The 25,732-nt window shown below is 48.7% G+C and carries 23 protein-coding genes and 1 pseudogene; 3 read left to right on the forward strand and 21 right to left on the reverse strand.

What is annotated here, in order from left to right; genetic code table 11:
• Positions 1–3: 3 nt before the first annotated feature.
• From H581_RS36800 to H581_RS39180, 8 genes and pseudogenes are all read right to left on the reverse strand, one after another.
• A complete protein-coding gene (locus H581_RS36800; RefSeq protein WP_051251503.1) occupies positions 4–780 on the reverse strand; it encodes a cytochrome P460 family protein in 777 nt (258 codons plus the stop codon).
• Between the two features lie 49 nt (positions 781–829).
• On the reverse strand, positions 830–1,936 hold the full coding sequence (locus H581_RS0131220) for a PQQ-dependent sugar dehydrogenase (protein ID WP_029192675.1): 1,107 nt from the start codon (positions 1,934–1,936) through the stop codon (positions 830–832).
• A gap of 384 nt (positions 1,937–2,320) precedes the next feature.
• Positions 2,321–2,488 carry a response regulator gene (locus tag H581_RS39820; protein WP_425414678.1) on the reverse strand — a complete coding sequence of 56 codons (168 nt, stop codon included), beginning with the start codon at positions 2,486–2,488 and terminating at the stop codon, positions 2,321–2,323.
• A gap of 339 nt (positions 2,489–2,827) precedes the next feature.
• A complete protein-coding gene (locus H581_RS0131230) occupies positions 2,828–3,895 on the reverse strand; it encodes an alpha/beta hydrolase (RefSeq protein WP_029192676.1) in 1,068 nt (355 codons plus the stop codon).
• A gap of 460 nt (positions 3,896–4,355) precedes the next feature.
• Positions 4,356–5,819: a sensor histidine kinase gene (locus H581_RS0131235; RefSeq protein WP_029192677.1), complete on the reverse strand. Its 1,464-nt coding sequence runs from the start codon at positions 5,817–5,819 to the stop codon at positions 4,356–4,358.
• Positions 5,816–6,496, reverse strand: coding sequence for a response regulator transcription factor (locus H581_RS0131240; protein WP_036720703.1), 681 nt, complete (start codon positions 6,494–6,496; stop codon positions 5,816–5,818). Before H581_RS0131240 ends, H581_RS0131235 begins: the two co-directional genes overlap by 4 nt.
• A gap of 191 nt (positions 6,497–6,687) precedes the next feature.
• On the reverse strand, positions 6,688–7,809 hold the full coding sequence (locus H581_RS0131245) for an alpha/beta hydrolase (RefSeq protein ID WP_029192679.1): 1,122 nt from the start codon (positions 7,807–7,809) through the stop codon (positions 6,688–6,690).
• Between the two features lie 393 nt (positions 7,810–8,202).
• Positions 8,203–8,543 (reverse strand): annotated as a pseudogene (locus H581_RS39180) (hypothetical protein); the annotation flags it as partial.
• A 350-nt stretch (positions 8,544–8,893) separates the two neighbouring features.
• On the opposite strand from H581_RS39180, the gene H581_RS0131255 reads away from it, so the two are divergent.
• Complete coding sequence (locus tag H581_RS0131255) at positions 8,894–10,642, forward strand: Rieske (2Fe-2S) protein (RefSeq protein ID WP_029192681.1); 1,749 nt, start codon at positions 8,894–8,896, stop codon at positions 10,640–10,642.
• 429 nt (positions 10,643–11,071) lie between these two features.
• Here the strand turns inward: H581_RS0131255 and H581_RS0131260 are convergent, their stop codons facing one another.
• The 11 genes from H581_RS0131260 to coxB form a co-directional block, all read right to left on the reverse strand.
• On the reverse strand, positions 11,072–12,388 hold the full coding sequence (locus H581_RS0131260) for an ABC transporter permease (RefSeq protein ID WP_029192682.1): 1,317 nt from the start codon (positions 12,386–12,388) through the stop codon (positions 11,072–11,074).
• Positions 12,381–13,283, reverse strand: coding sequence for an ABC transporter ATP-binding protein (locus tag H581_RS0131265; protein WP_029192683.1), 903 nt, complete (start codon positions 13,281–13,283; stop codon positions 12,381–12,383). Before H581_RS0131265 ends, H581_RS0131260 begins: the two co-directional genes overlap by 8 nt.
• Positions 13,284–13,298: 15 nt before the next feature.
• Entirely contained in the window at positions 13,299–14,213 is a 915-nt protein-coding gene (locus tag H581_RS0131270) for an ABC transporter ATP-binding protein (protein WP_029192684.1), read from the reverse strand.
• Between the two features lie 16 nt (positions 14,214–14,229).
• Entirely contained in the window at positions 14,230–14,616 is a 387-nt protein-coding gene (locus H581_RS0131275; RefSeq protein WP_029192685.1) for a GntR family transcriptional regulator, read from the reverse strand.
• Positions 14,617–14,645: 29 nt separating this feature from the next.
• Entirely contained in the window at positions 14,646–15,371 is a 726-nt protein-coding gene (locus tag H581_RS0131280) for a hypothetical protein (RefSeq protein WP_029192686.1), read from the reverse strand.
• Between the two features lie 168 nt (positions 15,372–15,539).
• Positions 15,540–16,001, reverse strand: a complete 462-nt coding sequence (locus tag H581_RS0131290) for a DUF420 domain-containing protein (protein WP_029192687.1) — start codon at positions 15,999–16,001, stop codon at positions 15,540–15,542.
• A gap of 32 nt (positions 16,002–16,033) precedes the next feature.
• Positions 16,034–16,936 (reverse strand): cytochrome c oxidase assembly factor CtaG, encoded by a 903-nt coding sequence (gene ctaG, locus H581_RS0131295; RefSeq protein ID WP_029192688.1) that lies wholly within the window; start codon positions 16,934–16,936, stop codon positions 16,034–16,036.
• Positions 16,937–17,030: 94 nt separating this feature from the next.
• On the reverse strand, positions 17,031–17,348 hold the full coding sequence (locus H581_RS0131300) for a cytochrome C oxidase subunit IV family protein (protein WP_029192689.1): 318 nt from the start codon (positions 17,346–17,348) through the stop codon (positions 17,031–17,033).
• A gap of 3 nt (positions 17,349–17,351) precedes the next feature.
• A complete protein-coding gene (locus tag H581_RS0131305; RefSeq protein WP_029192690.1) occupies positions 17,352–17,969 on the reverse strand; it encodes a cytochrome c oxidase subunit 3 in 618 nt (205 codons plus the stop codon).
• Positions 17,966–19,858, reverse strand: a complete 1,893-nt coding sequence (ctaD, locus tag H581_RS0131310) for a cytochrome c oxidase subunit I (RefSeq protein ID WP_029192691.1) — start codon at positions 19,856–19,858, stop codon at positions 17,966–17,968. Before ctaD ends, H581_RS0131305 begins: the two co-directional genes overlap by 4 nt.
• 29 nt (positions 19,859–19,887) lie before the next feature.
• The gene (coxB, locus tag H581_RS0131315) at positions 19,888–20,934 is read right to left on the reverse strand and encodes a cytochrome c oxidase subunit II (protein WP_029192692.1); all 1,047 of its coding nucleotides are present in this window, start codon (positions 20,932–20,934) and stop codon (positions 19,888–19,890) included.
• A 370-nt stretch (positions 20,935–21,304) separates the two neighbouring features.
• Between coxB and H581_RS36030 the strand changes: the two genes are divergently transcribed.
• Entirely contained in the window at positions 21,305–22,036 is a 732-nt protein-coding gene (locus H581_RS36030; protein ID WP_051251504.1) for a hypothetical protein, read from the forward strand.
• A 269-nt stretch (positions 22,037–22,305) separates the two neighbouring features.
• A complete protein-coding gene (locus tag H581_RS0131325) occupies positions 22,306–22,656 on the forward strand; it encodes a winged helix-turn-helix transcriptional regulator (protein WP_036720706.1) in 351 nt (116 codons plus the stop codon).
• 3 nt (positions 22,657–22,659) lie between these two features.
• Here the strand turns inward: H581_RS0131325 and H581_RS0131330 are convergent, their stop codons facing one another.
• Together H581_RS0131330 and H581_RS0131335 are read right to left on the reverse strand one after the other, a co-directional pair.
• A complete protein-coding gene (locus H581_RS0131330) occupies positions 22,660–23,526 on the reverse strand; it encodes a DUF421 domain-containing protein (protein WP_029192694.1) in 867 nt (288 codons plus the stop codon).
• A gap of 436 nt (positions 23,527–23,962) precedes the next feature.
• A complete protein-coding gene (locus tag H581_RS0131335) occupies positions 23,963–25,732 on the reverse strand; it encodes a glycoside hydrolase family 2 protein (RefSeq protein WP_029192695.1) in 1,770 nt (589 codons plus the stop codon).

Here is a 25,732-nt window from a genome sequence, read left to right on the forward strand (position 1 = left end):
TTTTTAGTTTTTATATTGATGCATATACATGGTCAGAAGAACATCCTGAAGGATTCCCGCTTTTTCTTCTTCCCCAATTGACCTGCTTGCTACATCCTTAGATTGATTCAGATGAGCAGATATTTCAGTTACCTCCCAGTCCTCTGTTGGGACAGCTGCAATTGGAGTTTCTGTGCTGCTGCTATCTGCTTGTGGAACCGTTCCTAAATCAAACTCTTTCATTTGATCGAATGAATTCAGGTACTCTTCTCTTTCCTGATTTGCGTGGCAGGAATAGCATCGTCCAATAGCTTTTCCACCAATACCATCCTCCATCACTTCACTGTCAGGAGTAAATGCCTGGAATTCCCATTCCCCGGTACGCTCATCAGGCGAGTACTGGGAACCCCAGCCGGTACGCTTTTCCATCACTAAATAATGTTCAAGCTCTCCATCTTTAAAGCCTTCAAGAGTGACAACGGTGCCGCTCGGAAGCTCCTCTCCTCTTTGCACCGCTTCAATCGCTTCCCTGCTGTTTACATAGATGTTTTCATGAATATCTCCTCGATCGTAAGTCGTAAATATGATCTGATCTTCAAGGTTCTCAGGGAATTGAACCAGGTTAGCCCCGGAGCCAAGTTCAGCATATTCTCCAGACTCAGCTGCTGGGGTATTCTCCTCTTGCTGAGGATTGTTCATTGGATTGCCCATTGGATTATTCATATCATTATCATTGTTGCTGCAAGCAGCAAGGGTGAGGGATAGCAGCAATACGAGTGTCAACATGAATTGTTTTTTCATATTTATATTAATCCTCTCAAGTTTTGTTTATTATTGTCTCCAAGGAAATCTAACTATTTAGTGAGATTCTGTATAGCTTGTCGTCATTCTCTTGCGGACTACCGCGTCCGTCTGTATTATTGCTAATGAAATACAGGAAGTTATCTTCAATAAGCACATCCCGAATTCTACCGAGTCCGGTTACGAAATCACGTTGTTCGCCTGTTTCAAGGTCAAATTCTAAAATGGCAGATCCCCTCAACGCTGCAACGTATAGTTTGCCGCCATAATAGGCCATTCCGGATGGTGCCCAAGTTGCTTCATCCCCGGAAGTGAATTGCGGTGATTCCATACCTTCTTGTTCCTCAAAGCCTTCAATAATCGGCCAACCATAATTATGACCGGCTTCTATTCTGTTGACCTCATCATTTGCATCGTTGCCATGCTCGCTTTCATATAGCGTGCCGTCTGTCGACCAGGTAATTCCTTGAGGATTTCGGTGTCCATAGCTATACACATAGGAATTTGGAAATGGATTATCGCTTGGAATAGATCCATCCAGATTCATTCTTAAAATTTTGCCGCCTAATGAATCGGGATCTTGTGCAATATTTCGTTCAGATGCATCACCGGCTGTCGCATAAAGTTTTCCGTCAGGACCAATTTTCAGCCTCCCCCCATGATGGTAGGCACCGCTTGGGATTTGATCGAGCAGCAAGCTCTCTTCTCTCCAAATACTATCTTCAAGATGAAGTGTTACGATGCGGTTAAATTGTCCGGAGCTGTCTTCATACGTATAATAAGCATACGCCAAATTCGATTCCGGAAAATCTGGAGCGAGCGCAAACCCTAACAACCCTGCCTCCGAAGCTGTCGCAAGTTCTTTCTCGAGTGCTACGCTTTGCCGTTCTATTTCTCCATTCTCAATTTTTACGATGTTTCCCGGTCTTTCCGTCAAATAGTAAATATGATCACGTTTATCAATAGACCAAGGAACCTCAAGATTTTCCGCAATCACTTCTCGCTCTTCACCGGACACGAATGTCTTTTCTCGTTCTTCATTTTGCTGCTGATCTGTGGAATTTCGCTGTTCATCCATGGAATTTTGTTGCTCATTTACAGAACACCCAGCGATTAAAAGGATTCCGAACAAAGTTACGGCTAACATTTTTTTCAAACCAATCACCTCTGGGATAATGCGATTTTTGATTCAATGCTACAAATGAACGTTTGTCTATAATTATAAAATAAAACAAAATGCTTGCAATTGTTAGATGTGCGCAATTTGTCAATTAATGAACAAAGGCATTATAATTGTTCATTATTGAACCTCCTAGCGTATAATTCCATTAACATTAATCATTAAAGATACGGAATTTCGTTATTGATTGTACCTTACAAAATGGCGAGTTACCTGAGAATTACCTTATCGTTACCTGAAATTTCGAATAAAAAAACAGAAACAGCGGTGGCCTTGATGAAAGTGTCCTAGACAGCCGCTGGCCTCCTGATACCAGATTTTCTCCGACTATCGTCAATCCGGAAAAGTCTCCGGATCGCTTCACCCATTCACTCGGGAAACATGTTGCGTACTCTGGCCTAAATACGCGGTCAACTCTTTTGAGCTGAAAGGTTTGATTATGTAATCGTCGACCCCCAGATTCAGCGCTTTAACCCGATCGTCAACTTCTTCCCTGGCGGTAAGTATGATGATCTCCATCTTATCCATCTTTTTCAATCAGGGAGAATAAATCCGAGCGCGGGATGCCGCAAACATGCGCCGCTCATGAACATGGCTCACGACAAGAGGCGCTTGCACGCCGGTTGAACCGGTCGGCTGCAAGCGCCTTATTGCCAAACAGAAGATGTCAACTTTGATCGACGGCAAATGTCGGCACCTTGATCCGTACTCCCGCAACAGATTTTCTTGTTTCCTCTCCTGAGAGGGACGGGCACTCCCGGAAAACAAGCTTGTTACAGTCATTTCATCTGTCCTGGTCAAGCAAGGTCATGGCAGGGAGTTCCCTAAAAGCAGCATTCCGGGGCGGCAAATGTTTCTAGCATCACCCTATTTCAGATACTCGGCAAAGAAGGATGTGAGCTTCTCAAAAGGGATAAGATTCACCCTGTCGTACAGATCCACATGACCTGCGCCCGGAACAATGTAAAGTTCCTTCTCTTTACCCGCCAGCTTGTAGGCTTCTTCGCTAAACTCTCTGGAATGTGCGTTTTCACCCGTGATGAAAAGCATCGGACGAGGAGAAATCGTCTCTATATCTTCGAACGGATAGAAATTCATGAACTTGACGTTACTGGTTAGCGTCGGGTGTGTCGTGAGTTCAGGTGACGAACCCTTGGTAGTGAATTCGCCCCTTGGAGTGCGGTAGAAGTCAAAAAACTCTCGCTGGATAGGGTCGGTGTCTTCCTTCAGTTCATGCACTGTCCCGCCGGTGTATTTGGTCTCACCGCCCGTGAACTCCACAAAGCGTTGCTCGGCTGCCTCTGCAATGAGCTTCTTCCTTTGCTCAAGTGTCAGGGAATGTTTAAGCCCGTTACGATTGGCGGCGCCCATGTCGTACATGCTGACTGTCGCAATGGCTTTCATGCGCGGGTCAATCTTGGCTGCGCTGATGACAAAGCTCCCGCTGCCACAAATCCCGATAGCACCAATTCGATCCCTGTCAACAAACTTCCGGGTGCCCAGGAAATCCACCGCAGCACTGAAATCCTCGGCATAGATATCCGGCGAAACAGCATTGCGAGGCTGACCCTCACTCTCTCCCCAGAAAGACAAATCCAAGGACAAAGTAACGAATCCCTGGTCAGCCATTTTCTGGGCATACAGATTCGCACTTTGTTCTTTTACTGCGCCCATAGGATGCCCGACAATGATCGCGGGATTTTTGGTGTTCTTATTCAAACCTTTGGGAATAAAAAGATTCCCTGCAACAATCATGTTGTATTGATTTTTAAACTCAACCTTTTTCATGGTTACCTCGTTGCTCTTGTAAAAGTTGTCTGCTCCATTGGACATGTCCGGCGTGTATGCAGCTACAACGCCTGTTGTGGTTAAAACCAAGGCCAGTGCCAACACGGTGAGTTTGAGGAAAGGAGTGATCGTATATTTTTTTTTCATTTTAACACCCTCCAAAATGTAGTTTTTCCTGCAATCCTATCTCCTTGACTCGATTGTAACCTCCTTGTCTGTGAATAGAACGGCTTGAGCCGTTTCGAATATACGGATACGGGCATGATTATTTCGCGGATCACCTCCTGACCTTATTTGATCGAACGACCGCTTTCGTTATTGATTGTACCTTGCAAATTGGCGAGATGCCTGAGATTAAACTTCGAAACACCTGAGAATTACCTTATTGTTAGCTGAAATTTTTCGGAAAAACCAGGAATTTGAAAATGTTATCTTCAGGTGCATCTCGATACCCCGCAGTATGAACTTTAAATGTCACCTGTTAACACCTTGTAAAAGCAAACAGCGGTGGCCTTGGAGAAAGTGTCCTAGACTACCGCTATACTTATTTGATCTATCGGGTCCCGTTAGCAAGGTAACTTTAACCAAGGAAGAACAGTATCGGGAATTACTTAATCGGCAGATAAACACGAAATAACGCACCTTCCCCTTCCTTGCTTTCCACTTCGATTCGGCCGCCGTGCAGTTCCACGATCGATTTGGTGATGGCCAGGCCCAATCCGGCCCCGCCGTACTTTCTTGCCCGAGACGGTTCACCGCGGAAGAACCGTTCGAATATATGCGGAATATGATTCTCCTTGATCCCGAAACCATTATCTTGGACTGAAAGCCTGATTTCGCTGGCGCTTTTTTCCAGGCTGATACGGATATCGCCTTTTGTTGGATCGGTTTGCTGAACGGCATTTTGAAACAAATTCAGGATGACTTGCTTTATCTTGTCCGTATCAACAGCAATAGCCGGGTCATCAATCAAATCGAGCCGAATCCGTCTCGCTCCGGCGATCATTCGCAACTGAGGCTCCATCTGGCGAATAAGTTCGCCGAGATTGCCCGGAGTCATGCAGACATCCGGACTGCGTTCCATTCTAGCCAAAGCGAGCAGGTCTCCGACAAGCTTATTTAACCGCTCCGATTCGCTATACATGCTTTCTAGCGCTATTTGCAGTTGATCGGGTTTATCCGCGCCCCCCTCGAGAAGCACTTCCAGAAACCCATGGATCGAGGTTAACGGGGTGCGGAGTTCGTGCGAGGCGTCAGCGACGAAACGGCGCATTTGCGCTTGAATCTCTTTTTCCAAAGCAAACGAGGTTTCAATTCGTTTCAGCATTCCGTTGAAGGCAACTGCCAGTCGGTCGATTTCCACGGGGCCCTGCTTATTCGGCAAGCGCTCATCCAAATTTCCGCTGTGGATTCGTTCCACGGTGTTCACCATCCTTGACAGTGGAACCATAGTCCGCTGCAGGACGGGACGGAAGATAAGCATCCCCATAATCAGTGCGATCAGCGAACCAATCACGTAAATGGTTAATGAATGCCTCTGTAAAGCCAACATTTCTTTCAAATCTACGGTTGCTTGAACAATTCCCCATTCCGCATCTGCAGGGCCGACTAACAGGCAAATAACCATTTGAGGGTTGTTTTTTTCGTCCCGGATGATTTTATAACCATCCGTCATTTTGCCGGTTTCAAAAATTTTGCGGTATTCCTGCTTTGACAGCCGGGGAACCGGCAAAGAGTAGCCGGGATTAACAAACAGTTCAGACACGTTCCCGTTTTCTTCGATGAACGCGATTGTCGCCACGTTATTTTGCAACGTTTTAATTGCAGCCACATCGTCTTTTCCCCTTGAACGGTCCTCTTTCCATTGGATCCAGATCTCGGGTGAGACGGAGCGGATTTGGCTTTGAATCCCCCACTCCTTTTTGTCGTACGAAAATTGCTGCATCGTGAAATATTGAAAAACGCCAATTAAAATAAAAAGTCCGGCCATGATCAAAATAGAGCGGGAGAGGAGCTGAAAGCCGAGAGAATGGGGTTCGACACGACGGCAAAAGCGGAATCGGGCCTTCATTGGATATTCATCCGGTAACCGGAACCCCGAACCGTTCGGATCAATTGATGCGAGCGGTCCTCCAGCTTTTCCCTCAAGTAGCGGATGTATACTTCCACGTTATTTTCATCTCCGACGAAATGGAGTCCCCAAACCGCATCCAGAATGGAAGATTTGCTCATGACACGATCATGATTCAAAACGAGAAACTTAAGTAGTTCGTATTCGGTGCGCGAAAGCTCAAGCAGAGCTTCTTGATACCATATTTCTCTCCGACTGTCGTCAATCCGGAATGGTCCCCGGATCACTTCATCCAGCAACTCGGGATACATGTTGCGCACTCTGGCATGAATACGCGCGGTCAACTCTTTTAAGCTGAAAGGTTTGATCATGTAATCGTCGGCTCCCAGATTCAGCGCCTTGACCCGATCGTCAACTTCTTCTCTGGCGGTAAGCATGATGATCCCCATCTTATGCATCTTTTTCAACAGATTACAAACCTCGAACCCGTCCATGCCTGGCATCATTACGTCAAGGACGACTACATGCGGAAGAAACTCCCGAGCCTGGATGACGGCATCTAATCCGTCTGAAGCGGTCCGCACAAGGAAGCCTCCGTTTTGAAGCCCCAACTCCAAAAATTTCAAAATGTTCGGTTCATCGTCGACAATCAACACTCGAATATGGCCTGGCTGCATCAAGAATAATCACCTCTGCCTATATTTTACATAAAGCTGATATTTTCACTCACTTGTTCCGGGGATAGTTACCTACTCTTCTATTCAGACAAAAAAGTGTGAATCCCAACAATATTTGCGGGGATTCACACAGCGGTTTCACTCAAAGCGCCATTGGCACGCAATGCTCTCTACGATCTTCGACACAAGCCTTATTTCAGATTCAAATTTTCATTGAAGAAGGACTCGAGCTTATTAAATGGAATGTACTCCATTCTGTCGTACAGGTCCACATGCCCTGCGCCTGGAACAATATAGAGTTCCTTCGATTCGCCCGCCAGCTCGAAGGCGTCTTCGGTGTAGTACCTGGAGTGTGCATTCTCACCTGCGATGAATAGAATCGGACGCGGAGAAATCGTCTCAATCTGCGCGAACGGGAAGAAGTTCATCATCGCCCCGGTGCTGGTAAGGCTCAACGCCGCTGAGCGGGGGTGTTGTCCCCTTGGCGTACCGTAGTATTCGGAGAACTCTTGAAGTGCTGCTTGTTGTGAGGGTTCTAGTTCCACGGCAGTTCCTAAGCCGAATACCCTCTGTCCGCCCGCAAATTCGGTCCAGCGCTGTTCAGCGGCTTCTTCAAGTACTTCTCTCCGTTCTTCCTCGGTCATATTTTCGCCCGGTACCCCTGCATACCCCAATCCCTCACGGGTGGCGCGGCCCATGTCGTACATACTAACTGTCGCGACAGCCTTCAGCCGAGGGTCAATCTGCGCAGCGCTGATCGCAAACCCGCCACTGGCACAAACGCCGATGACGCCAATACGGTCACGATCCACAAACGGGCGTGTGCCCAAATAGTCCACAGCGGCGCTAAAGTCTTCAACCAACGCTTCCGGAGAAGCAATATTGCGCGGATGCCCGCCGCTTTCTCCATTGTAGGAAGCGTCAAAGGCCAGGGTTACATAGCCCCGTGCTGCCATCTCCTGGGCATACAAGCCGGACGTCTGTTCTTTCACGCCACCGAACGGGTGTCCGACAATGATTGCGGGAGATTTCTTTGCTCTATTCATATTTTTAGGAAGATACATATCCGCGACTAAGTAAATGCCAAGTCTGTTATAGAATGTGACTTTTTCGACGGTCACCTTGTTGTTGGGAGAAAAGGTCTTATCCCATGCCAGGGTGTCTGCCGCGGATGCAACGGAAGCCGTGGATGCAACGGAAGCCGTGGATGCAACGGAAGTCATGGATGCAACGGAAATCGTGGATAAAACCACGACAAGTGCCGTCGCTGTTAGTATATGAAGGCCACGCTTGGTAATAGCTTTTATTTTCATTTTTAAACTCCTCCAGACAAGTTAAAGTATGCCCTTATTTTCATCGAATGATATATACGGTATACGGTGTGGTCTACGTTATCGTAAAGATCAAGATTATAATATTTTTTTCAATAAAAATCCTACCTCCTTGTCTCAACTGTAACCTCTTCGTCTATGAACAGAACTGCACTTGTTTCGCAGATCACCACCTGACCATATGTGATCGAATCAACCGCATGAACGAATTCGTTTTTTATTGTACCTTACAAAGTGGCGAGATACCTGAGAATTACCTTATCGTTTACTGAGATTTCAGGTAAATGACAATGATGGATGACATATTAGTTCAATAAAACAGGGAGCAGATTGCGTTCGCAACTGCTCCCTGTTTTATCAAGAACGGCTCTTGATTCAGACGCTTTTTTCTACTTCTCTTGATCTGCTTTCTAAATTTCCATACAGCGAAATTCGTCTTTGTGGACTTTGCATGTAGACTCTTAGCGATATAGAGCCTATACCTAAAATCAAGAATAGCAATCCGCCTAACGCCAAGTATTGTGGACCCATCCCCGATATCAAGACTCCGCATGCCGCTGCGCCGATTGTTGTTCCTAAGTTAGCCGATGTGACAAATAAACCATTTGCAAAATCAGGTGTCTAAGGGGCTGCGGACGTAATCCAATATTGATTGATGTTGCCTCCAATGCCGGATAATATTCCCCAAACAAAGTAATCAAAGCCATGGGCAACAAGTGTACCCCCTGCATTCGTGAATTAATCAAACCCGGCCACAGGATGCGGCACATACGGTTCTTCCAGAAACACGATTTCTTCCGAGCTCAACTTAAGTCGGGGTTTCCGAAGGTCACCCCGTCGTACTTTACAAACATAAATGTTTGTAAAGTGTATAAACATATGTTACGTTTAAAAAAACTAAGTTGAAGAGGATAAACGCTGAGACCCTTATACCGGCGCTTATCGGAGTTACGAGCAAACACTTAATCACTATCAAAAGCAACGTGAATCAAAGAGTCTTTCTAAAAGCACAAAAGATATTTTCCAACAAGGTTGTGTATCTTAAAAAAAAAAGGAGGCTGTATCGATGAGTGTCAGTTTAAACTGGATTTCAGCAGGCAATTTGGAAGCGCTTAAACAAGAGGGCGCAAAGGTTATACGGGGCGGTATCGCTGTTTTTTATCATGAAGACCACGTATACGCGGTAGACAATCGCTGTCCGCATTTAGGCTTTCCGCTCCATATGGGGAGTTTGTGCGACGGGATTTTAACGTGTCATTGGCATCATGCCCGGTTTGACGTCTGCAGCGGCGGCACGCTTGATCCGTGGGCAGACGATGTTCCGTCGTATGAAGTGCGGGTCGACGACGGTGAAGTGTGGGTAAATCCGGTTTCAAGAAGAGCGGAAGGCACGGAAAAGTATAAGCAAAGACTGAAAGAAGGACTCGAGCAAAATATCGGCATCGTCATCGCGAAAGCGGTCGTTGGACTGGTCGAAGCCGGAATGCCGGAGCAGGACATCGCCCGCATTGGCATTGAATTCGGCACGACATATGGAACAGGCTGGAACGCCGGACTTACGATTCTTACCGCGATGGCGCAAAGCGTCGGCAAGTTGGACAAGAACGGCAAAATACTCGCCTTGTACCAAGGCCTTGTCCATGTCGCTCGAGGCAGCTCGGGCAGAGGAACTCGCCACTTGCTGTCGGCGCTGCCGTCGGCGGACGTGCCGTTCGAACGGTTGACCGAGTGGTATCGAAGCTGCATAGAGGTTCGGGATACGCAGGGCGCTGAGAAAGTGCTGATCACCGCCATTTTGAAAGGCATCGACACGAAGCGGCTGTCGGAAATGATGCTTGTCGCTGCAACAGATCACTTTTACTTGGACGGCGGGCATGTGTTCGATTTCCACAACAAAGCTTTTGAAGCGATGGAGTGGGCGGAGGTGTCGCAAAAGGAGCGGATTCTAACTTCGCTCGTGCCGATGATGGCTCGTCCGACACGGAGCGAGGAGCTGCACCAGTGGCAGGCGCCGCTGAACCTCGTAGAGCCGATCAAGCAAGCGGTCAACGAGCTGGAGCAGAATGTGCTCGCCGGTGGGTCAATGGATGCGCAGCTGTCTGCTGATACAGAAGAGCAATTGCTGCAGCAGCTGTTGAGCGATACGCCGGAGCAGACGATCGCTTTGCTGCGCGACCTGCTCATCGCGGGAACGGCTCCGGCGCAATTGGCGCAGCTCGTTGCTTTGGCCGCTGCGGAACGGATCGTTCGATTCCATACGCAGAACGATTTCGGCGATTGGATTACAGTGCTCCATACGTTCACTTATGCTCACGCTGTGCATGAGAGGCTGCTGCAATCAGATGAGCCGCTGCTGCAGCGGGCGATTTTTCACGGAGCCGTCAGCTTATATCTTGACCGTTTCTTAAACGTGCCAACAGCCGCGCGTCCGAAGCCGTCCGGCTCCGCCGCGACGGCCAACCATCAGGATCTGCTCGATTTGCTCGATCTGCGCCAGCAGGTCGGACCGGCCGCGCAATGGGTGATAGACTACATTCATGGCGGTAATGAGCCGGGATCGCTGCTGAACACGCTTGGCCATGCTCTGTTGCGGGAGGATGCGGAATTCCATTCTTTCCAAATGTATGAGGCTGCAGTGGCCGAATACGACCGCTGGCAAGCGGCTGAAGGCTCCTTTGCGGAGAAGGCCAAAGAAACGATGCTGCTCGCCTGCACCCGATATTTGGCGGCACATGCGCCAACCGCGCGCGAGCTCCCGCATACGGCTAACATTGCTCGCAGGCTGCATAAAGGTGAGCGGTTGTTTGAAGAATAATATATGAAATCCCGGACTTAACGCTTAGAGTATGAAAAAAGCTAGACTCGACGTGTAACCACCATAGATGGATACTTCACGAAAGTCATTTCTATAGCTGTTATAGTATTGTATACGCTATAATACCAGGACCATCTGCATCCCTTGATAAATCGGTAGATGGGAAAACGGCAGCCAATTAGCTGCCGTTTCTTCTTATTTATTTCAATATAAAAAAACCGTCATTTTATCACAAACCAACTCATTATTCGTTTTTTGATTTCTCGCCGCTTCACTAGCTGGTAAAGAATCAATATTTTCTTAGTAATCTCAATGTTTTCTCAAATTCAGAATTAATCTAACCGGCAAAACAATTCAATACTACCGCCAAAACACTATCTATTTAGCGTCATTATAAAATAAAGTCTACAACTGGATACTAAGAACCGCCTAAATCTTATAAGCCTTCATCGCTTTCCGGATCTCTTTCCAGCTAGGGCGTTTGCCGTACATCAGCACGCCGGTGCGGTAGATTTTCGCGGAAATCCATACGGCAGCATAAATGCCGACGAGCAGTATGCCGATCGAAGTCAGTACTTCCCATAACGGAGGGTCGGTAAGTCCGAGTCTGAGCAGCATAACGAATGGCGAGAATAACGGGATGAACGACGTTACCTTCACCAGCATGCTATCCGGGCTGCCGATGCTGAAGATGGAGATGTAGAATCCGGCAAGCGATACGATCGTAATCGGCATGACCGCCTGACCCAGATCCTCCGTCCGACTGACAAGAGACCCGACTGCCGCGAACAGCGTCGCGAACAGGAAGAAGCCGGTTAAGAAGAACAAGATTGCGTATAGAAGCAGCATCGGATCGATATCGCTGAGGTTAATATTCAGATTCCCCATCACTTTGCCGTTATGCGGCAGCGAGACGTTCGCGAGAATAACGATGACATAGATGGAGATTTGCAGCAGCACGATGACGAACATACCGAAAATTTTACCGAACATTTGCTTCAGCGGCGAGACGCTCGTAATCAGGATTTCCATGACCCTCGAGCTTTTCTCTGCCGTCACTTCCGACGCGATCATTTGGCCGGAAATCATAATCGACATGAAGAGAAGAAAAAGCATCGCGTAGACCAATCCCATATTCATCCCTTGCTGCTCCGCTGTTTTTCCTTCCCCCATGCTGCCGGCGCCTTCCGTTGCCGAAATTTGCACCGCGTCGATGGCGATCGGAGCGTTCAACAATGCCCGCTGCTCTTCCGTCAGGCCGGCATCCTGCAGGACCGTATCCTGGCGGATGATCTGCAGGGCGCCCTGCAGCGAGCTTGTCATTTCGAACTCCATCAGCTTCTCCGATTTATAGGTCATTTCGGGAAAGCCGCTTTCCGTCATTTCACCGAATGCCAAGTACCCTTTAATGTCCTTATCTTCAATCGCTTGCTTAAGCTGCTTCTCATTCTCCGCGGCAGAGCCTTTATCCCCGTAAGGCACAAGCTGCAGCTTCGAGCCTTCCTGCGCTTCGAAATAAGCCTTCAATTGGTCGCCGGTTTTGGTTCCATCCGCATGCTCCGCCTGCTGCGACTGAATATAGCCGATGCTTGTCACCTTATCTCCGCCGCCGAACTGAGAGAAGATATAAGGAAGATTAATGCCGATACTCAAAATAATGGCGATAATAAGAGTGGTAATGGCGAATGCTTTGCCTCTTAATTTATTTTTTACCGTAAAGCCGACGACTGTCCAAAAGTTATTCATGGCTATCACCTACCGTTTTTATAAAGATTTCATTCAAGGTCGGTTCCTTAATTTCAAAGCGGGTAATCGTCGCTTGATTCATCGCATGCCGCAAAATATCGCCGCCGACCGACTCGTTTGCGATGCCGATCTCATATCCGTACTCATGGCGAATGACGTTCGTCACGCCGCCGATCCGGTCCAATCCCGATACTTCCTTCTCCGTGCTAAGAATAACGCGTTCTTTCGGGAATCGCTTCTTAATCTCCTTGATATTCCCCTGCAGGACGACGTTCGACCGGTGCAAAATCGTAATGTTTCGGCACAGCTCCTCTACATGCTCCATCCGGTGCGTCGAGAACAGGATACTCGTTCCGGAATCGCGCAGCTCCTTAACCGTCGACTTGAGCAGTTCGACGTTAACCGGGTCGAGACCGCTGAACGCCTCGTCTAGAATAACGATTTTCGGCGAGTGAATGACCCCGGCGATAAATTGGATTTTTTGCTGATTCCCTTTGGACAGCTCCTCAACCCGTTTGTTGTAATACTCCGGAACCTCGAACCGGTCGAGCCATCGTTTCAGACTATCGTCCGCATCCTTCTTCGACATGCCGCGCAGCTGTGCGAGATAGATCAGTTGATCGCTGACGCGCACCTTTGGATATAAGCCTCTCTCTTCCGGCAAATAACCAAGATTGCTCAGCTGCTCCTTGCTGTAGGCTTTGCCATGATATAAGATTTGTCCGCCGTCCGGATAAATCAAGCCGAGCACCATCCGCATCGTTGTCGTCTTCCCCGCGCCATTGGCTCCAAGAAGACCGTAAATCTCCCCTGCGCCAACCTCAAAACTTATCCCGTTCACCGCTGTTTTGTCTCCATACTGCTTAACAACCTTGTCTGCCTTTAATGGATTCATCTCTGCTCCTCCTTATTAATTCATCCGGTTGCCTAATCGGTCATGCAGCAATAAGGCGCTCATAATCTCGTCAAGCTCCAGTACTTGCCGGCTCACAAGCTTAACCCCCTTCGCCGAGCACCATTCTTCGGCTTCCGCAGCACGATTTGTCGTAATGCGATACGTTGTGCCTCCTGCATGCTCCACGCCGCATTGTCCCGGCATGTCTGCCGCCTTCTTCGCCGTGAGCTCATCTCCGCTAACGAATAAGGTATACCAGCTGCTGAACAGCTCATCCTTCTCATATACGCCCAAGACGCGGCCCTGCGCCATAAATACGATAAAATCGGCAAGTCGTTTCACTTCTTCAATAATATGGGAGGTCATCAGTATCGTACGCTCCCCTTTGTCCATATACCGGTGCAAAATTTCAATCATCGTCTTCCAAGCCAGCGGATCAAGACCCGAGGACGGCTCGTCGAGAAACAGCAGCTCGGGGCCATGCGACAGCGTCAGCGCAAATTCAAATTTGCGGCGCATCCCCTTCGACATTTTGCCAAGAGCCTGATGATCGTCAACCTCCAATAGATGAAGCAGCTCGCGATAACGGTTCACATCCCAGCCGTCATGCCAGAACCGGTGAAACTCCGCTTTCTCCGTCCCCTTCATATTGTCCTCATGTGAGGAGGGCTGCTCCGGCAAATAACCGATCTTTTTCTTCAACTCGGTCTGAATGCTCTGTCCTACCGTATGGCCCAGCAGCTCGACTTTGCCTTCGTCCGGCTTCACTAAATCCAGCATGAGATTAAAGGTCGTGCTCTTGCCGCAGCCGTTCGGCCCGACAATGGCCGTAATATATCCTTTCGGGATATTCAAATCGAGCGGTCCCAGCTTGAAATTCGCGCGATTTTGCACGACGCCGCTTAGTTGTACCGCATATTCGTCGAACATAGTCATTCCCCCGCCTTCAATCAAAATGTTTGCCGAGTGCCCCTTTGAATATAACCTCGAGCTCTTCCGCCGAGCACTGCACCCGCTTGCCGGCAACAACCGCCTGCTCCATCGCTTCAATAACGGCAGCCAACCGGTGCCGGTCCCTTTCCTGCTGGCCTACCTGAGCAACATAAGTGCCGGTTCCCTGCCGTGTCCGCAATAAACCCTCCGCCTCCAAATCACTATAGACGCGTTTTACCGTTATGACACTGCACTTTACCGTCTGGGCAAGCTCGCGAATCGACGGCAGCAGCGTTCCTTCCGTCAACTGACCGCTCACGATCAGCGCCCGCAGCTGCACCTCGATCTGATGATAGAGCGGTTCGGCGCTTTGCTCGTTAATTTGAATCGGCAGCCGCATTGCATTCACCTGCTTTCCTACCTGATTGACTAAGCTCCGTAACTGCGTTTATCAAGACGTTTCTCCATGCGGTTCATGCCGATGACCAGAGCCCCGGCGCATACGGCCAAAGCTGCAAGCACGATCCACCAATTTCCGTTCTCGATCGCGTGCAGCGAGCCGACGACTATATTTCCGTTATCAAGCAGAGCCATGCCAACCGATATAATTAGAAAGATGAAGATAAAAACAAAACTAATGAGAAAATACATTTTGCCGGTATGGCCGACTTCCCAATACACATACGCCGTTGCAATCGATAAGGAATAGAAGAACCAGAACAGGGCATAGAGGATAAAGCTTCCGGCTGAAGGATCCGCCCCATCTAAGCTCAGAATCAAGAATTGAAGTGAAAAGAAAATCAGCTGACCCACGATCATCACAATCGTCAATTGAATGAGACGTCCAAGCGCAATCTGCTTCGATGAGATCGGCATAGTGCGCCATTGCGCGAGTTTCTTCGTATACAGATCACTCTTCCAATAACCGGCCATCGTTTTATTTAATACAAAACCGAGACACGGGAGCAAGGATAAATAGATAAAGTCAGAGGCCCACGTTATGCCACCCGTTTGTTCCCCCTCCAGGCTATCCATAAAAAACGGCATAGAGAACAGCAAAATATATAGGACCAATGCCAATGTGATGAGAAACTTCCAACGGTCCTTCACCAGCTCGTGCTTTGCCAAGTACCATGCACCCTTCCATAAGCTCATAGCATTCGCTCCTTTCCTTTTACAGTGATTATACTGTATATATCCTTATACACAGTATATTCAGTGTGCACACCTTTGTCAACACAATTCATAATAAAAAAAAGCCGTGCCATTGAAAGATAATTTCTCTTTCAATAGCACGGCTTTATTGCGCGGCAGTCGCGCAAATCAACCAAATATAGCATCCAGCATCGGCTTTGTATGGCCGCCCGGATACAATAGATACAGCAGCACGTACACCGTTACTCCCGTAACGGCGGTACAAAACCAAACGAGGGAGGTGACTCTTCCCCATTTGCGGTGCTTGGCGAATTTTTTGCGGTAGCCCAGCGTAAGCGTCGTTATGCCGAATACGGCCCCAACCGTCGCTAACGTAATATGGAACAGAAGAAAGGAAAGATAAAACGGCTTGAGGCTATCCGGCCCGCCCCATTCCGTATTGCCCGAGACCAGCGTTCTCGAGGAATAGATGATAAAGAACAGGATCGCGGTAATTGCCGCCCAGAACATCGTTCTCTGATGGGCCTCCAATCTTCTTTTGACCGCAAGCCTCCAACCGAATGCCACCAGTACCGCGCTAATGACGATCAAGGCCGTACTGATCGTCGGCATAATCGTATAAGTATCCAATGCTACCCCACCTAATCATAAAAATAGGAATACTAGACCGTTCCCGTATTCGGGTTTGTATTCGGCAATTCGTCTTCCGTATGTTCTTTCTTGAACCACTGCTTGAAAATATAGGCCAGAATGATGCCGTACATGAGCTCCTGCACGAGCTTCATGATGATCCCGCCAAGCTGCTGATCCTCTACGACGTCCATCAAATTAAAAAATTGCGGACCGTTGAAGCTTTGAAGCAGGCGGCTTGGATCGCCGGATATGCAGTACCCCATCGCGGTTACCCATACGTTCGGGTCGCTATAAGTCCCGTACATCGATTTACTTGCAAAGATGATCAACGCGCATGCTGGAGTCAGAAGAATACCGTTCGCGAATACATAGGCCATCCTCTTCAGGTCGGTCAGCTTATTCCACTCCGGAACCGGGCATGCGATTTGCCACCACATCATGAATGAAGTAATGAGAAGTACAAAATAATAAAGACGATGCACGGTGAAGTGCGTCATCACGTAGTCATGAACAAGCGGTACATGATAAATAGAGAACAGCATATTAAACAATACGATCGTAATAATAGGATGCATCAGCAACCTGAATTTCTTCCAGTAGGCTGCCGAGAACATTTTACGCCAGACGAATCCGGGTACGCCAAGCAGAACCATCGGCGGTACGATCAAATACGAGATCGACATATTCACCATATGGAAAGTAAACATGAGATGACCTAATAGATTCAGAGGCCCTCCATGCGCCATATACAACAAAACGGCAGCTGAAACGAACAGCACCTTCTGCAGCGCTGTAGCTGCCGGTGCCGCGGGAGCGTGCTTCTCCCGCCATGGACCAATTAAATAGAAATAGAGAATGACGATCGCAGCCATTCCGAATAAGAACATCGGGGTCCACAATTCTTCGAAGCGAAAATATTGTAAGCCAAGCATCGTGGAAGCTCCTTTCAATAAAGCCTGCCTTTATTTTGCAAAAGAGGAGGGACCCAAGCCTTCGGGACCCTCCTCCAGTACGACAACAACGGTATTACCACCAAGCCCAATATTCAGCCATAATCACGCAAGTCGAAGCAATGAATACGCCGGTCAAAATTCCAATAATCGCAAAAGTATGACCGCGATCCTTCATATGCATCCAGAACGCCATTTGCACGAACACCTGGAGAATCGCTAATCCGATCAAAATAATGTAAATAAAGTCTTTGTTTATTTCTCCGCTGATTACGGTCGCAAAGGCGATGAACGTAAGCAGGATGGAGAAGATAAAGGCGATAATATGCTTCTTCGGTCCTTCGACCTTATGACGCTTGGCGTTTTCCTCTGTGGCTGTATGATTGCTTGCCATCGATTAAACCACCTTTCCCATCAAATAAACGACGGTGAAAATGAATACCCATACGACATCGATAAAGTGCCAATACATACCGGCAACATATACCTTTGGCGCCGTAACGACGGTGAGGCCTTTTTTCATCAGCTGAGCAATGATGAGCGAGATCCACAGAATACCGAAGGCAACGTGCGCGCCGTGGAAGCCGACGAGCGTATAGAATGAGGTGCTGAATGCGCTCGTTGTAAAGCCGTGGCCTTCATGCACATAGTGGTAGAACTCGTAAATCTCGAGGCCAAGGAAGCCTAAGCCTAGTACAACAGTAACAATCAGCCAGCCGATCAAGGCTTTCACGCGATGCGTGTGCAGTGCATATACCGCAAACACGCTGGTCAAGCTCGATGTTAACAAAAGTGCTGTAGCAAGCGCAACCAGCGGCAGCGAGAACAGCTCGTGCGCCGGCGGTCCGTCAAGCACTTGATGGCGAAGAGCCAGGAACGCGGAGAACAACGTTCCGAACAATACGGTCTCGCCGCCAAGGAATAACCAGAAGCCTAATACTTTATTGCGTCCCTCGAGGGTCGCCTTTTCGGGCTCATGAGGCAATTGCCCATCTGCATGCGAATGCGCACTCATGCTTTCCCCCCCTTATCTCTGAGGATTTCCTCTTCTTCGATGTGGAAACCGTGGTCATCGTACACAGAACGCAGGAACATGCACAAGAACAGGATGAGCAAGCCTGCAATACCTATTGCGTAACCTAATTTGAATCCGTCGAATAGATTGCCCCAATCCTGGGCGTACATAAATCCGATACCAGCAATGAACAAGCCAAGTCCCATAAAGAACGGCAGGATCGAAGGCGACGGCATATGAATCGGACCGATTGGTTCAGCAGGCGTCATACCGCTGTGACCTTCCATTTTTTCTTTCCAATAAGCGTCATAACCGCGTACAAGCGGAGTTTGAGCAAAGTTATATTCCGGCGGCGGCGATGGAATCGTCCATTCCAGCGTACGTCCGTCTTCCCAAGGATCTCCAGATGCGTTCTTCGGCTTGAATGAAGTTGTAACGATATTCAATAAGAAGAAAATCGTACCGAAGCCCATAAGAACCGCGCCGATTGTACTGATCATATTCATTTCATTAAAGCCCAGACCGTCCAGGTACGTCCAAATCCGGCGCGGCATGCCAAGCAAGCCAAGGAAATGCTGAATGAAGAATGTTAAATGGAAGCCGATAAAGAATGTCCAGAACGTAAGTTTGCCAAGCGTTTCGTTAAGCACACGGCCGAACATTTTTGGCCACCAGTAATGTAGGCCTGCGAAAATACCAAGAATCAAGCCGCCGACGATGACGTAGTGAAAGTGAGCGACGACGAAATAGGAATCGTGATATTGGAAGTCGGCAGGAGCCGCCGCCAGCATAACGCCCGTTACGCCGCCCATTACGAAAGTCGGGATGAAGCCGACCGCGAACAGGTTGGCCGTCGTGAATTTGATCGAGCCGCCCCACATCGTGAACAGCCAGTTAAAGATCTTAATACCTGTCGGTACCGCAATCAGCATCGTTGCGATCGAGAACAGCGCGTTCGCAACCGGTCCAAGACCTGTCGTGAACATGTGATGCGCCCAAACCATGAAGCCCAGGAAGCCGATCAGGATTGTAGCGAATACCATGGAGCTGTAACCGAACAGACGCTTGCGCGAGAACGTGCTTATTACCTCGGAAATAACACCGAAGGCCGGCAGGATAAGGATATAAACCTCAGGATGCCCGAAAATCCAGAAAATATGCTCCCACAGCACCGCGTTGCCGCCGCCTGAAGGATCAAAGAAGTTGCCATCGAATAGTCTGTCGAACATAAGTGCCGCAAGGCCAACCGCAAGCGCAGGGAATGCGAACAGGATAAGCGCCGAAGTAATGAACGCCGTCCATGTGAACAAAGGCATGCGCATGAAGGTCATGCCGGGAGCACGCATGTTAATAATCGTAACGAGGAAGTTGATCCCCCCGATAAGTGTACCGATACCGGCAATTTGCAAGCCTAATACGTAGTAATCCACACCGTGGTCGCCGCTGTATGTAGTGCCTGCAAGAGGTGCATAAGCCGTCCAGCCCGCATCCGGAGCTCCGCCTGCGAACCAGCTGACGTTGAGCAGAATGCCGCCGAACAGGAATGTCCAGAAGCCCAGTGAGTTAACGAAAGGGAAAGCAACGTCGCGCGCGCCGATCTGCAGCGGGACAACCGCGTTCATAAGCGCGAACAGCATCGGCATCGCCGCAAGGAAGATCATCGTCGTGCCGTGCATCGTAAGCAATTCATTAAAGGTGTCGGCACTGACGAAGTCATTCATCGGCTTCCATAGCTGAATCCGAATCAATAGTGCTTCAAGTCCGCCGACCAGAAAGAAAAATCCGCCCGCGATCAAATATAATATTCCAATTTTCTTATGGTCAACCGTAGTCAGCCAGTCCTTTATACCGCTGTAACGTTTGACCTTATGCGTATGCGCATGAGCCAAAGTAGGTACCTCCTTCAATCACCGATAAATTATTGTTCGTAGTTGAGTTTCAGTTCAGATAAGTATTTCGCAATGCCGTCAAGCTCTTGTTCAGTCAGATCGATTTTCCCCATTTGGTTGCCCGGCTTCACATCATCCGGATTCTCGATCCAACGGTACAAGTTATCGTAAACAGAACCCTCGTTGTCGTATTTCGGATCATCGGTGTTGACAAGAATACCTCCGACAGATTCACGGCTGCCGATACCCGTCAGGTTAGGATAAGCAGGTCCGCCCATGTCGCCAACCGCGTGGCAGGAAAGACATTTGCTCTCGAATGCCGCAGCCACCGCCGGATCGCTCGGGAGCGCAACTGGCTCTTGGATCGCCGCTACCCAACGATCGAATGAAGACTCGTCCACTGATTTTACTTTAAAATCCATCAAACCGTGCGAAGGGCCGCAAAGTTCCGCGCATTTTCCCAGGTAAACGCCTTCTTTCGGCGCCGAGAAATACATCGCATTCACGTTCGCTCCAGGATTCGTATCGATTTTACCGGCAAGCGAAGGAATCCAGAACGAATGAAGCACGTCTGCCGATTTCGCCTTGACGGAAATCGTCTTGCCTGTTGGAATGATAAGCTCCTGCGCTGTCTTGATACCGTAATCCGGATATTCAAATTCCCACCAGTACTGGTGCGAAGTAACGATAACCTGTACGGCTTCCGGATCCTTGCTGTAATCTTTCGACAGGTTGAAGACCGATTGTACGGTAGGAACGCCTAGAATAATCAGCATGATGATCGGAATGACCGTCCAGATGATTTCCAGCTTATGATTTCCTTCTACCTGCTTCGGAATCGTTTTGTCTCCAGACCTTCTGCGGAAACGAATGATTACATAAATAGTAATTGCAAACACGACCACAATTACGATCAGCATAATTGAAATCGCCAGCTTCATCAGTCCGAATTGCTCTTCCGCTACAGGCCCCTGGGGATTCAGCGTCGACAAATCTTCCCGTCCGCATGCCGCTAGCACTAATACCATCATGGCCATTAGCGGTGCAAGCCGTTTTAAAAATTGCCACCGTTTCATTAATAATCAACCCCACTTTTGACGTTTTCGCAGCTGCCTGATTTCACGTGGCAAGCGGCGTGCTGCGTGTTTCACAGATGTTATTACAACTCCTGTAACATAAATCACTTTATTAAATATAAAGTTGAAGCCCCTATTTGTCAATGTTCCACAGAGAGTTCACAAATTGTTCTCAAAGCTGTCAAAATCGCACCGTTACAACGTTTTTCAGCTTGTTCAAGACCGGACTCGAACGGCCTTCGACAAGCTTCCCTCTCCCCTACATTGTTAACCAAAACCATGGTCAATTATGTATCCTGCGGGAAACGTATATTTCAAACCGCTCGGCAAAAACTAAAGCCATTATCGTATGAATGGGGGTCCGTTCTTTATGATTAAACGAATGGCCGCGCTGCTGTTGTCAGCCGTTGTTGTAACGGCGGCAGCCGGCTGCAACTATGAGGAGCTTGCTCAGAAAAGCGATACCGATTACGGAAGCCGGCGGGCAAATGATCCGAAGACGCTTAGCAGCAGGTCATACGGTCCATTGTCCAATAATCCGAATCAGCACGATAACTCCTTCTTTGAATACAGCTCCGCCATCTCCCGCAAGGTGTCCGATATGAACGGCATTTCCGCCGCGATCGTCATGTTGACGGATAAGAACGCCTACGTCGGGCTCATGCTGGATTGGTCAGCCGTTGGCACACGCGGTACGGGCGGGCGGACGGAGCAAGACAATACGGGTACGAACGAAGGGGTCTACAATCATGATAACGGCACTCCGTATTCCGGCAACAGCCGCGTGCTTGTGCATCCGTACAACTCTTATTTCTCCGTCAATGATATGAACAATATCTCCGCCGAACTGAAGCAGAGCGTCGCGCTTAAGGTGAGGAAGATGGCGCCGAACGTTCAGGAGGTACACATATCCGCCAATATGGAGCTCATGAATTACTTTAACGAATTCGCCAAAGAAGCGTGGGGCGGCCGTTCGCTTATGCCATGGATCGATCAATTCAATACGGTGGTCAAATACCATTTTGCAGGCGGGAAGATCATGCCTGCGCCGATTACGCAGCCCGGCATTTACAGTCCATCCGAAGAGCAAATGGATCAATAAAAAATCCCTACTATTATATATAGCTAAAATGCAATCAATCGGAAATGCTTCTCGGTGTCCTTTTGAGACGCAACCGTGTCGCGGTGAAATATAAGCCGGATTATAAATGCTAAACTTATGTTTTCTTAAATTTCTAAAAGGTGAAGCAGCATTTCCGGCTGCCTCGCCTTTTTTGCGCGGAATCTTCAAATATATGAAATTTAAAGCAGTGAGTATATTTTCATTTTATTATCTTTCCTATATATACTATACTAACGGTAAGTGATGATATGAAGGAGGCAGTCCAATTGAATGCGCACAATTACATCCCGAAGAAACCTGCGGTTATTGATTGCAATATCGAAAAAACGTTAGACGTTATCGGCGGGAAATGGGCTTTCCTTGTATTGAGGGAGCTGTTCTGCGGCACAAAAAGATTCGGAGAGATCCAACGCCTTATCCCCGCAGTCAGTCCGCGGGCGTTAACAAGCACGCTTCGTCATCTTGAAGAGAAGGGCGTGCTTGAACGCAAAGTTTTCCCTACCGTGCCCGTTACGGTTGAATATACGCTTACGCCTAAGGGCGAGGACCTGCATCGTATCTTGAAAGAAATGAAGCTTTGGTCTGCCAGATGGACGTAGCCGTCATTTGAGCGATTGATCGGGCAGCGGTTTGATCCCGTTTTGAAAGCGGTCCAACGCCTCCTGATAGACTTGCCGGTCCTGTTCATTCCGCGCTAAGCTCCCCAACCGGTGCAGCTCCGCTTCAAAATGCTCGGTCAATAGGGCCACGCGGTCGCGCGGCCTTAATTGACTGCCGACATTCCGGCCTTGCTCATGAACGTTTTCCGCATAAAGCCTGCCATGACTGTCGATTTGCGCGAGCAGAACATCCTTTTTATTCATTTTCTTCCGCTTCAGCTCGCTTTCGAGCCAGCGCTTGTCGTACCCCGACTCACTCAGCGTTTCCTCTAAAAACTCACCGTCCATCATGACGGTTTTAGCCTCATGCTCATTCTCAAGCTCCCAACCGAGCGTTTCAGGCGTAAGCGGCTGATACTGCTTCTTTTTTAGCACATTAATTTCGCCGCTCGGCTCCATCACGGCGAATTCAACGTCAGCCACCCGGAAAACATCCTTTTTGCGAAGCAGCTCGAGCAGCTCGTCCAGCGTAATTCGTTCCTTATACAGCTGTTTCTTTAACAACCGCCCGTTCTGAATCAGAACAGTCCCCTTGCCGTCAACGAAATCGCGAATCTTTTTGCTTTTCATGGTAAGAAACTCCATACCGACAGACACGCTAACCCAAACGGCTAAAGAAATAATCCCCAAATACCATAAGTTATCGACATCAAGTGATACATAAGCCGCGATATTGCCAATCGAAATACCCGTAATATACTCGAATAAGGATAGCTGCGATATTTGTCGTTTGCCCAGCACCTTCGTAAACGCAAAGAGAATAAACAGCGACGCCACGGTGCGTATAACGATTTCAAGCCATGCTGGCATTTCCACTCCCCCTTTCCATTCCTATAGTGTCCAGATTGTGTAAAGTCATGCGTTTTTCATTTCTTTGTTGCAATTCTCGCGGGGATAGTGTATTATACAAAAGATATGATATATTTAACCTCAGAAAATCCCCCAGTAAGATTCAATGATTTCCTCGGATTTTGAGTTTTTTGCCGTTAATTCCCAATCATGTTTCGGTCTGTATTTTCTGATTCACACTGGCGCGGTCATCGGAGCCGTAAGGACGAGAGAGAGGTAGGGCTTTCGTTGTTTTAGGATGCAAGTTTCAGGCAACTTTTTACACATGTTATTAGCTGCTAACAAGGGGATTCCGTGCGGCCTTTCATTCGACAGGTCCGGTTAAATATACGATACCAATAAGGGCTGTCCCGTAAGCGCGTTATCGCGCTTGCAGGACAGCCCTGTCCAATTTTATTTATAGAACCGGTGACAATCCCGCATTTAATTGCCGGTATACCTCAAGCGGAAGCTTCGGTACTCGATTGAAGTCGAGCAGCCCGTTCTTCTCCTGCTCCACATCGGTAAGCTGCGTATAACAATAGCCCTGAAGTCCGCCTGCCGATAATATCGGACGCATGACGGCGATTAATCTGTTCAGGAAATCCTGGTCGTCGCTTGCAGAGGAATAACCCCAGCCAAGCCCGCTGTCGCGAATATAAGAGATGCCGCCGAATTCCGACATTTGAACCGGCTCCCCTTCATAGGCGAAGCCCGGCAATATAATTTTCCTGCCCTGCGGATCGCTCTTCACGGCCCGCTCCGGCGTCGTATACCTTCCGGCCAGTATTTCTTCGCGATACTCATAATCATGAACCGTGTAGATGTCGGATTTTACGTGTTCCCAGCCGTCATTCGAAATAACCGGCCGCGTAGCGTCCAGAGATTTCGTCAAATAGTAAAGCGTCGAGGCATGATGCTGCTGTCTTTTATCGATCAGAATATTCGGCGCCCCCCAGCTCTCATTCAGAGGAACCCACACCACGATGCACGGGTGGTTATAGTCGCGTTGAAGCGCCTCCTGCCACTCCTTCGTGACACGGCTTACATATTGCTCCGAGAACTGATAGGCGTTGGCCATTTCTCCCCATACGAGCAGCCCCAGCTTATCGCACCAGTACAGGTATCGCGGATCCTCGATTTTCTGATGTTTTCTCGCCCCGTTAAAGCCCATTTGTTTCGTAAGCTCGACGTCGCTCCGCAGCATCTCATCGCTGGGCGCAGTCAGGACGCCGCCAGGGAAATAACCCTGGTCCAAAATAAGCTTCATATAATAAGGGCGGTTATTCAGGCGTATTATGCCGTCTTCGATCGATATCTTTCTCATGCCGAAATAGCTGGTCACTTGATCAAGCACGGTCTCGCCGCTGCGGAGCGTGAACTCCACATCGTACAGGTTCGGCTTCTCCGGGGACCACCAACGGCCGAGTCCGTGATCATTGAAGTCGTGCAGTTTAATCGACACTTCTTCTTCCGCAGCGGTCACCCGGATACCATGCTCCGCAATCAGCTCGCCTTCGAACGTTATGCGAATATTTAAGCGAAGCTCCTCATATTGTGCTATTCCATGGAAAAACCCGCGTATATCGATTCTATTCGTATCAATGTCCGGCGTCATCCTTACGCGGCTCATATGCGCCGGGCTAACCGCTTCGATCCATACCGGCTGCCAAATACCAGTCGTCCTTGTATAAAAGACCTGCTCGGATCGCTCCTTCCAATACTGCTTTCCCCTAGGAAGCGTGACGTCCTTGCTGTAGTCTTGGGCGCGTACGACAATACGATTGGATTGGCCGGATTCGTTCAAGGCAGCCGTAATATCCGCCTGGAACGGCGTATGCCCGCCTTCATGACTCGCCGCAAGCCGGCCGTTCACCCATACTTTTGCCTCGTAATCAACGGCGCCGAAGTGTAAAATGATTCTTTTGCCGGTAAATCCGGCAGGAATGACGACGTCCTTCCGATACCATACGATATCGTGAAATTCTTTCTCGTGTATGCCGCTCAGCTCGCTCTGATAGCAGAACGGCACTTGAATGGCACGGTCAAATGTCTTGCCCTCGTACCATCTTCCGTCTTCTCCTTCGTCTTTGTCATCGTATGCAAATTGCCACTCGCCGTTTAGACTTAGCCATGATTGGCGTTCGAATTGCGGTCTAGGATATTCGCTTCTTAATGGATAAGCCAT

The sequence above is a fragment of the Paenibacillus harenae DSM 16969 genome, from assembly GCF_000422465.1.
Classification (GTDB): domain Bacteria; phylum Bacillota; class Bacilli; order Paenibacillales; family Paenibacillaceae; genus Pristimantibacillus; species Pristimantibacillus harenae.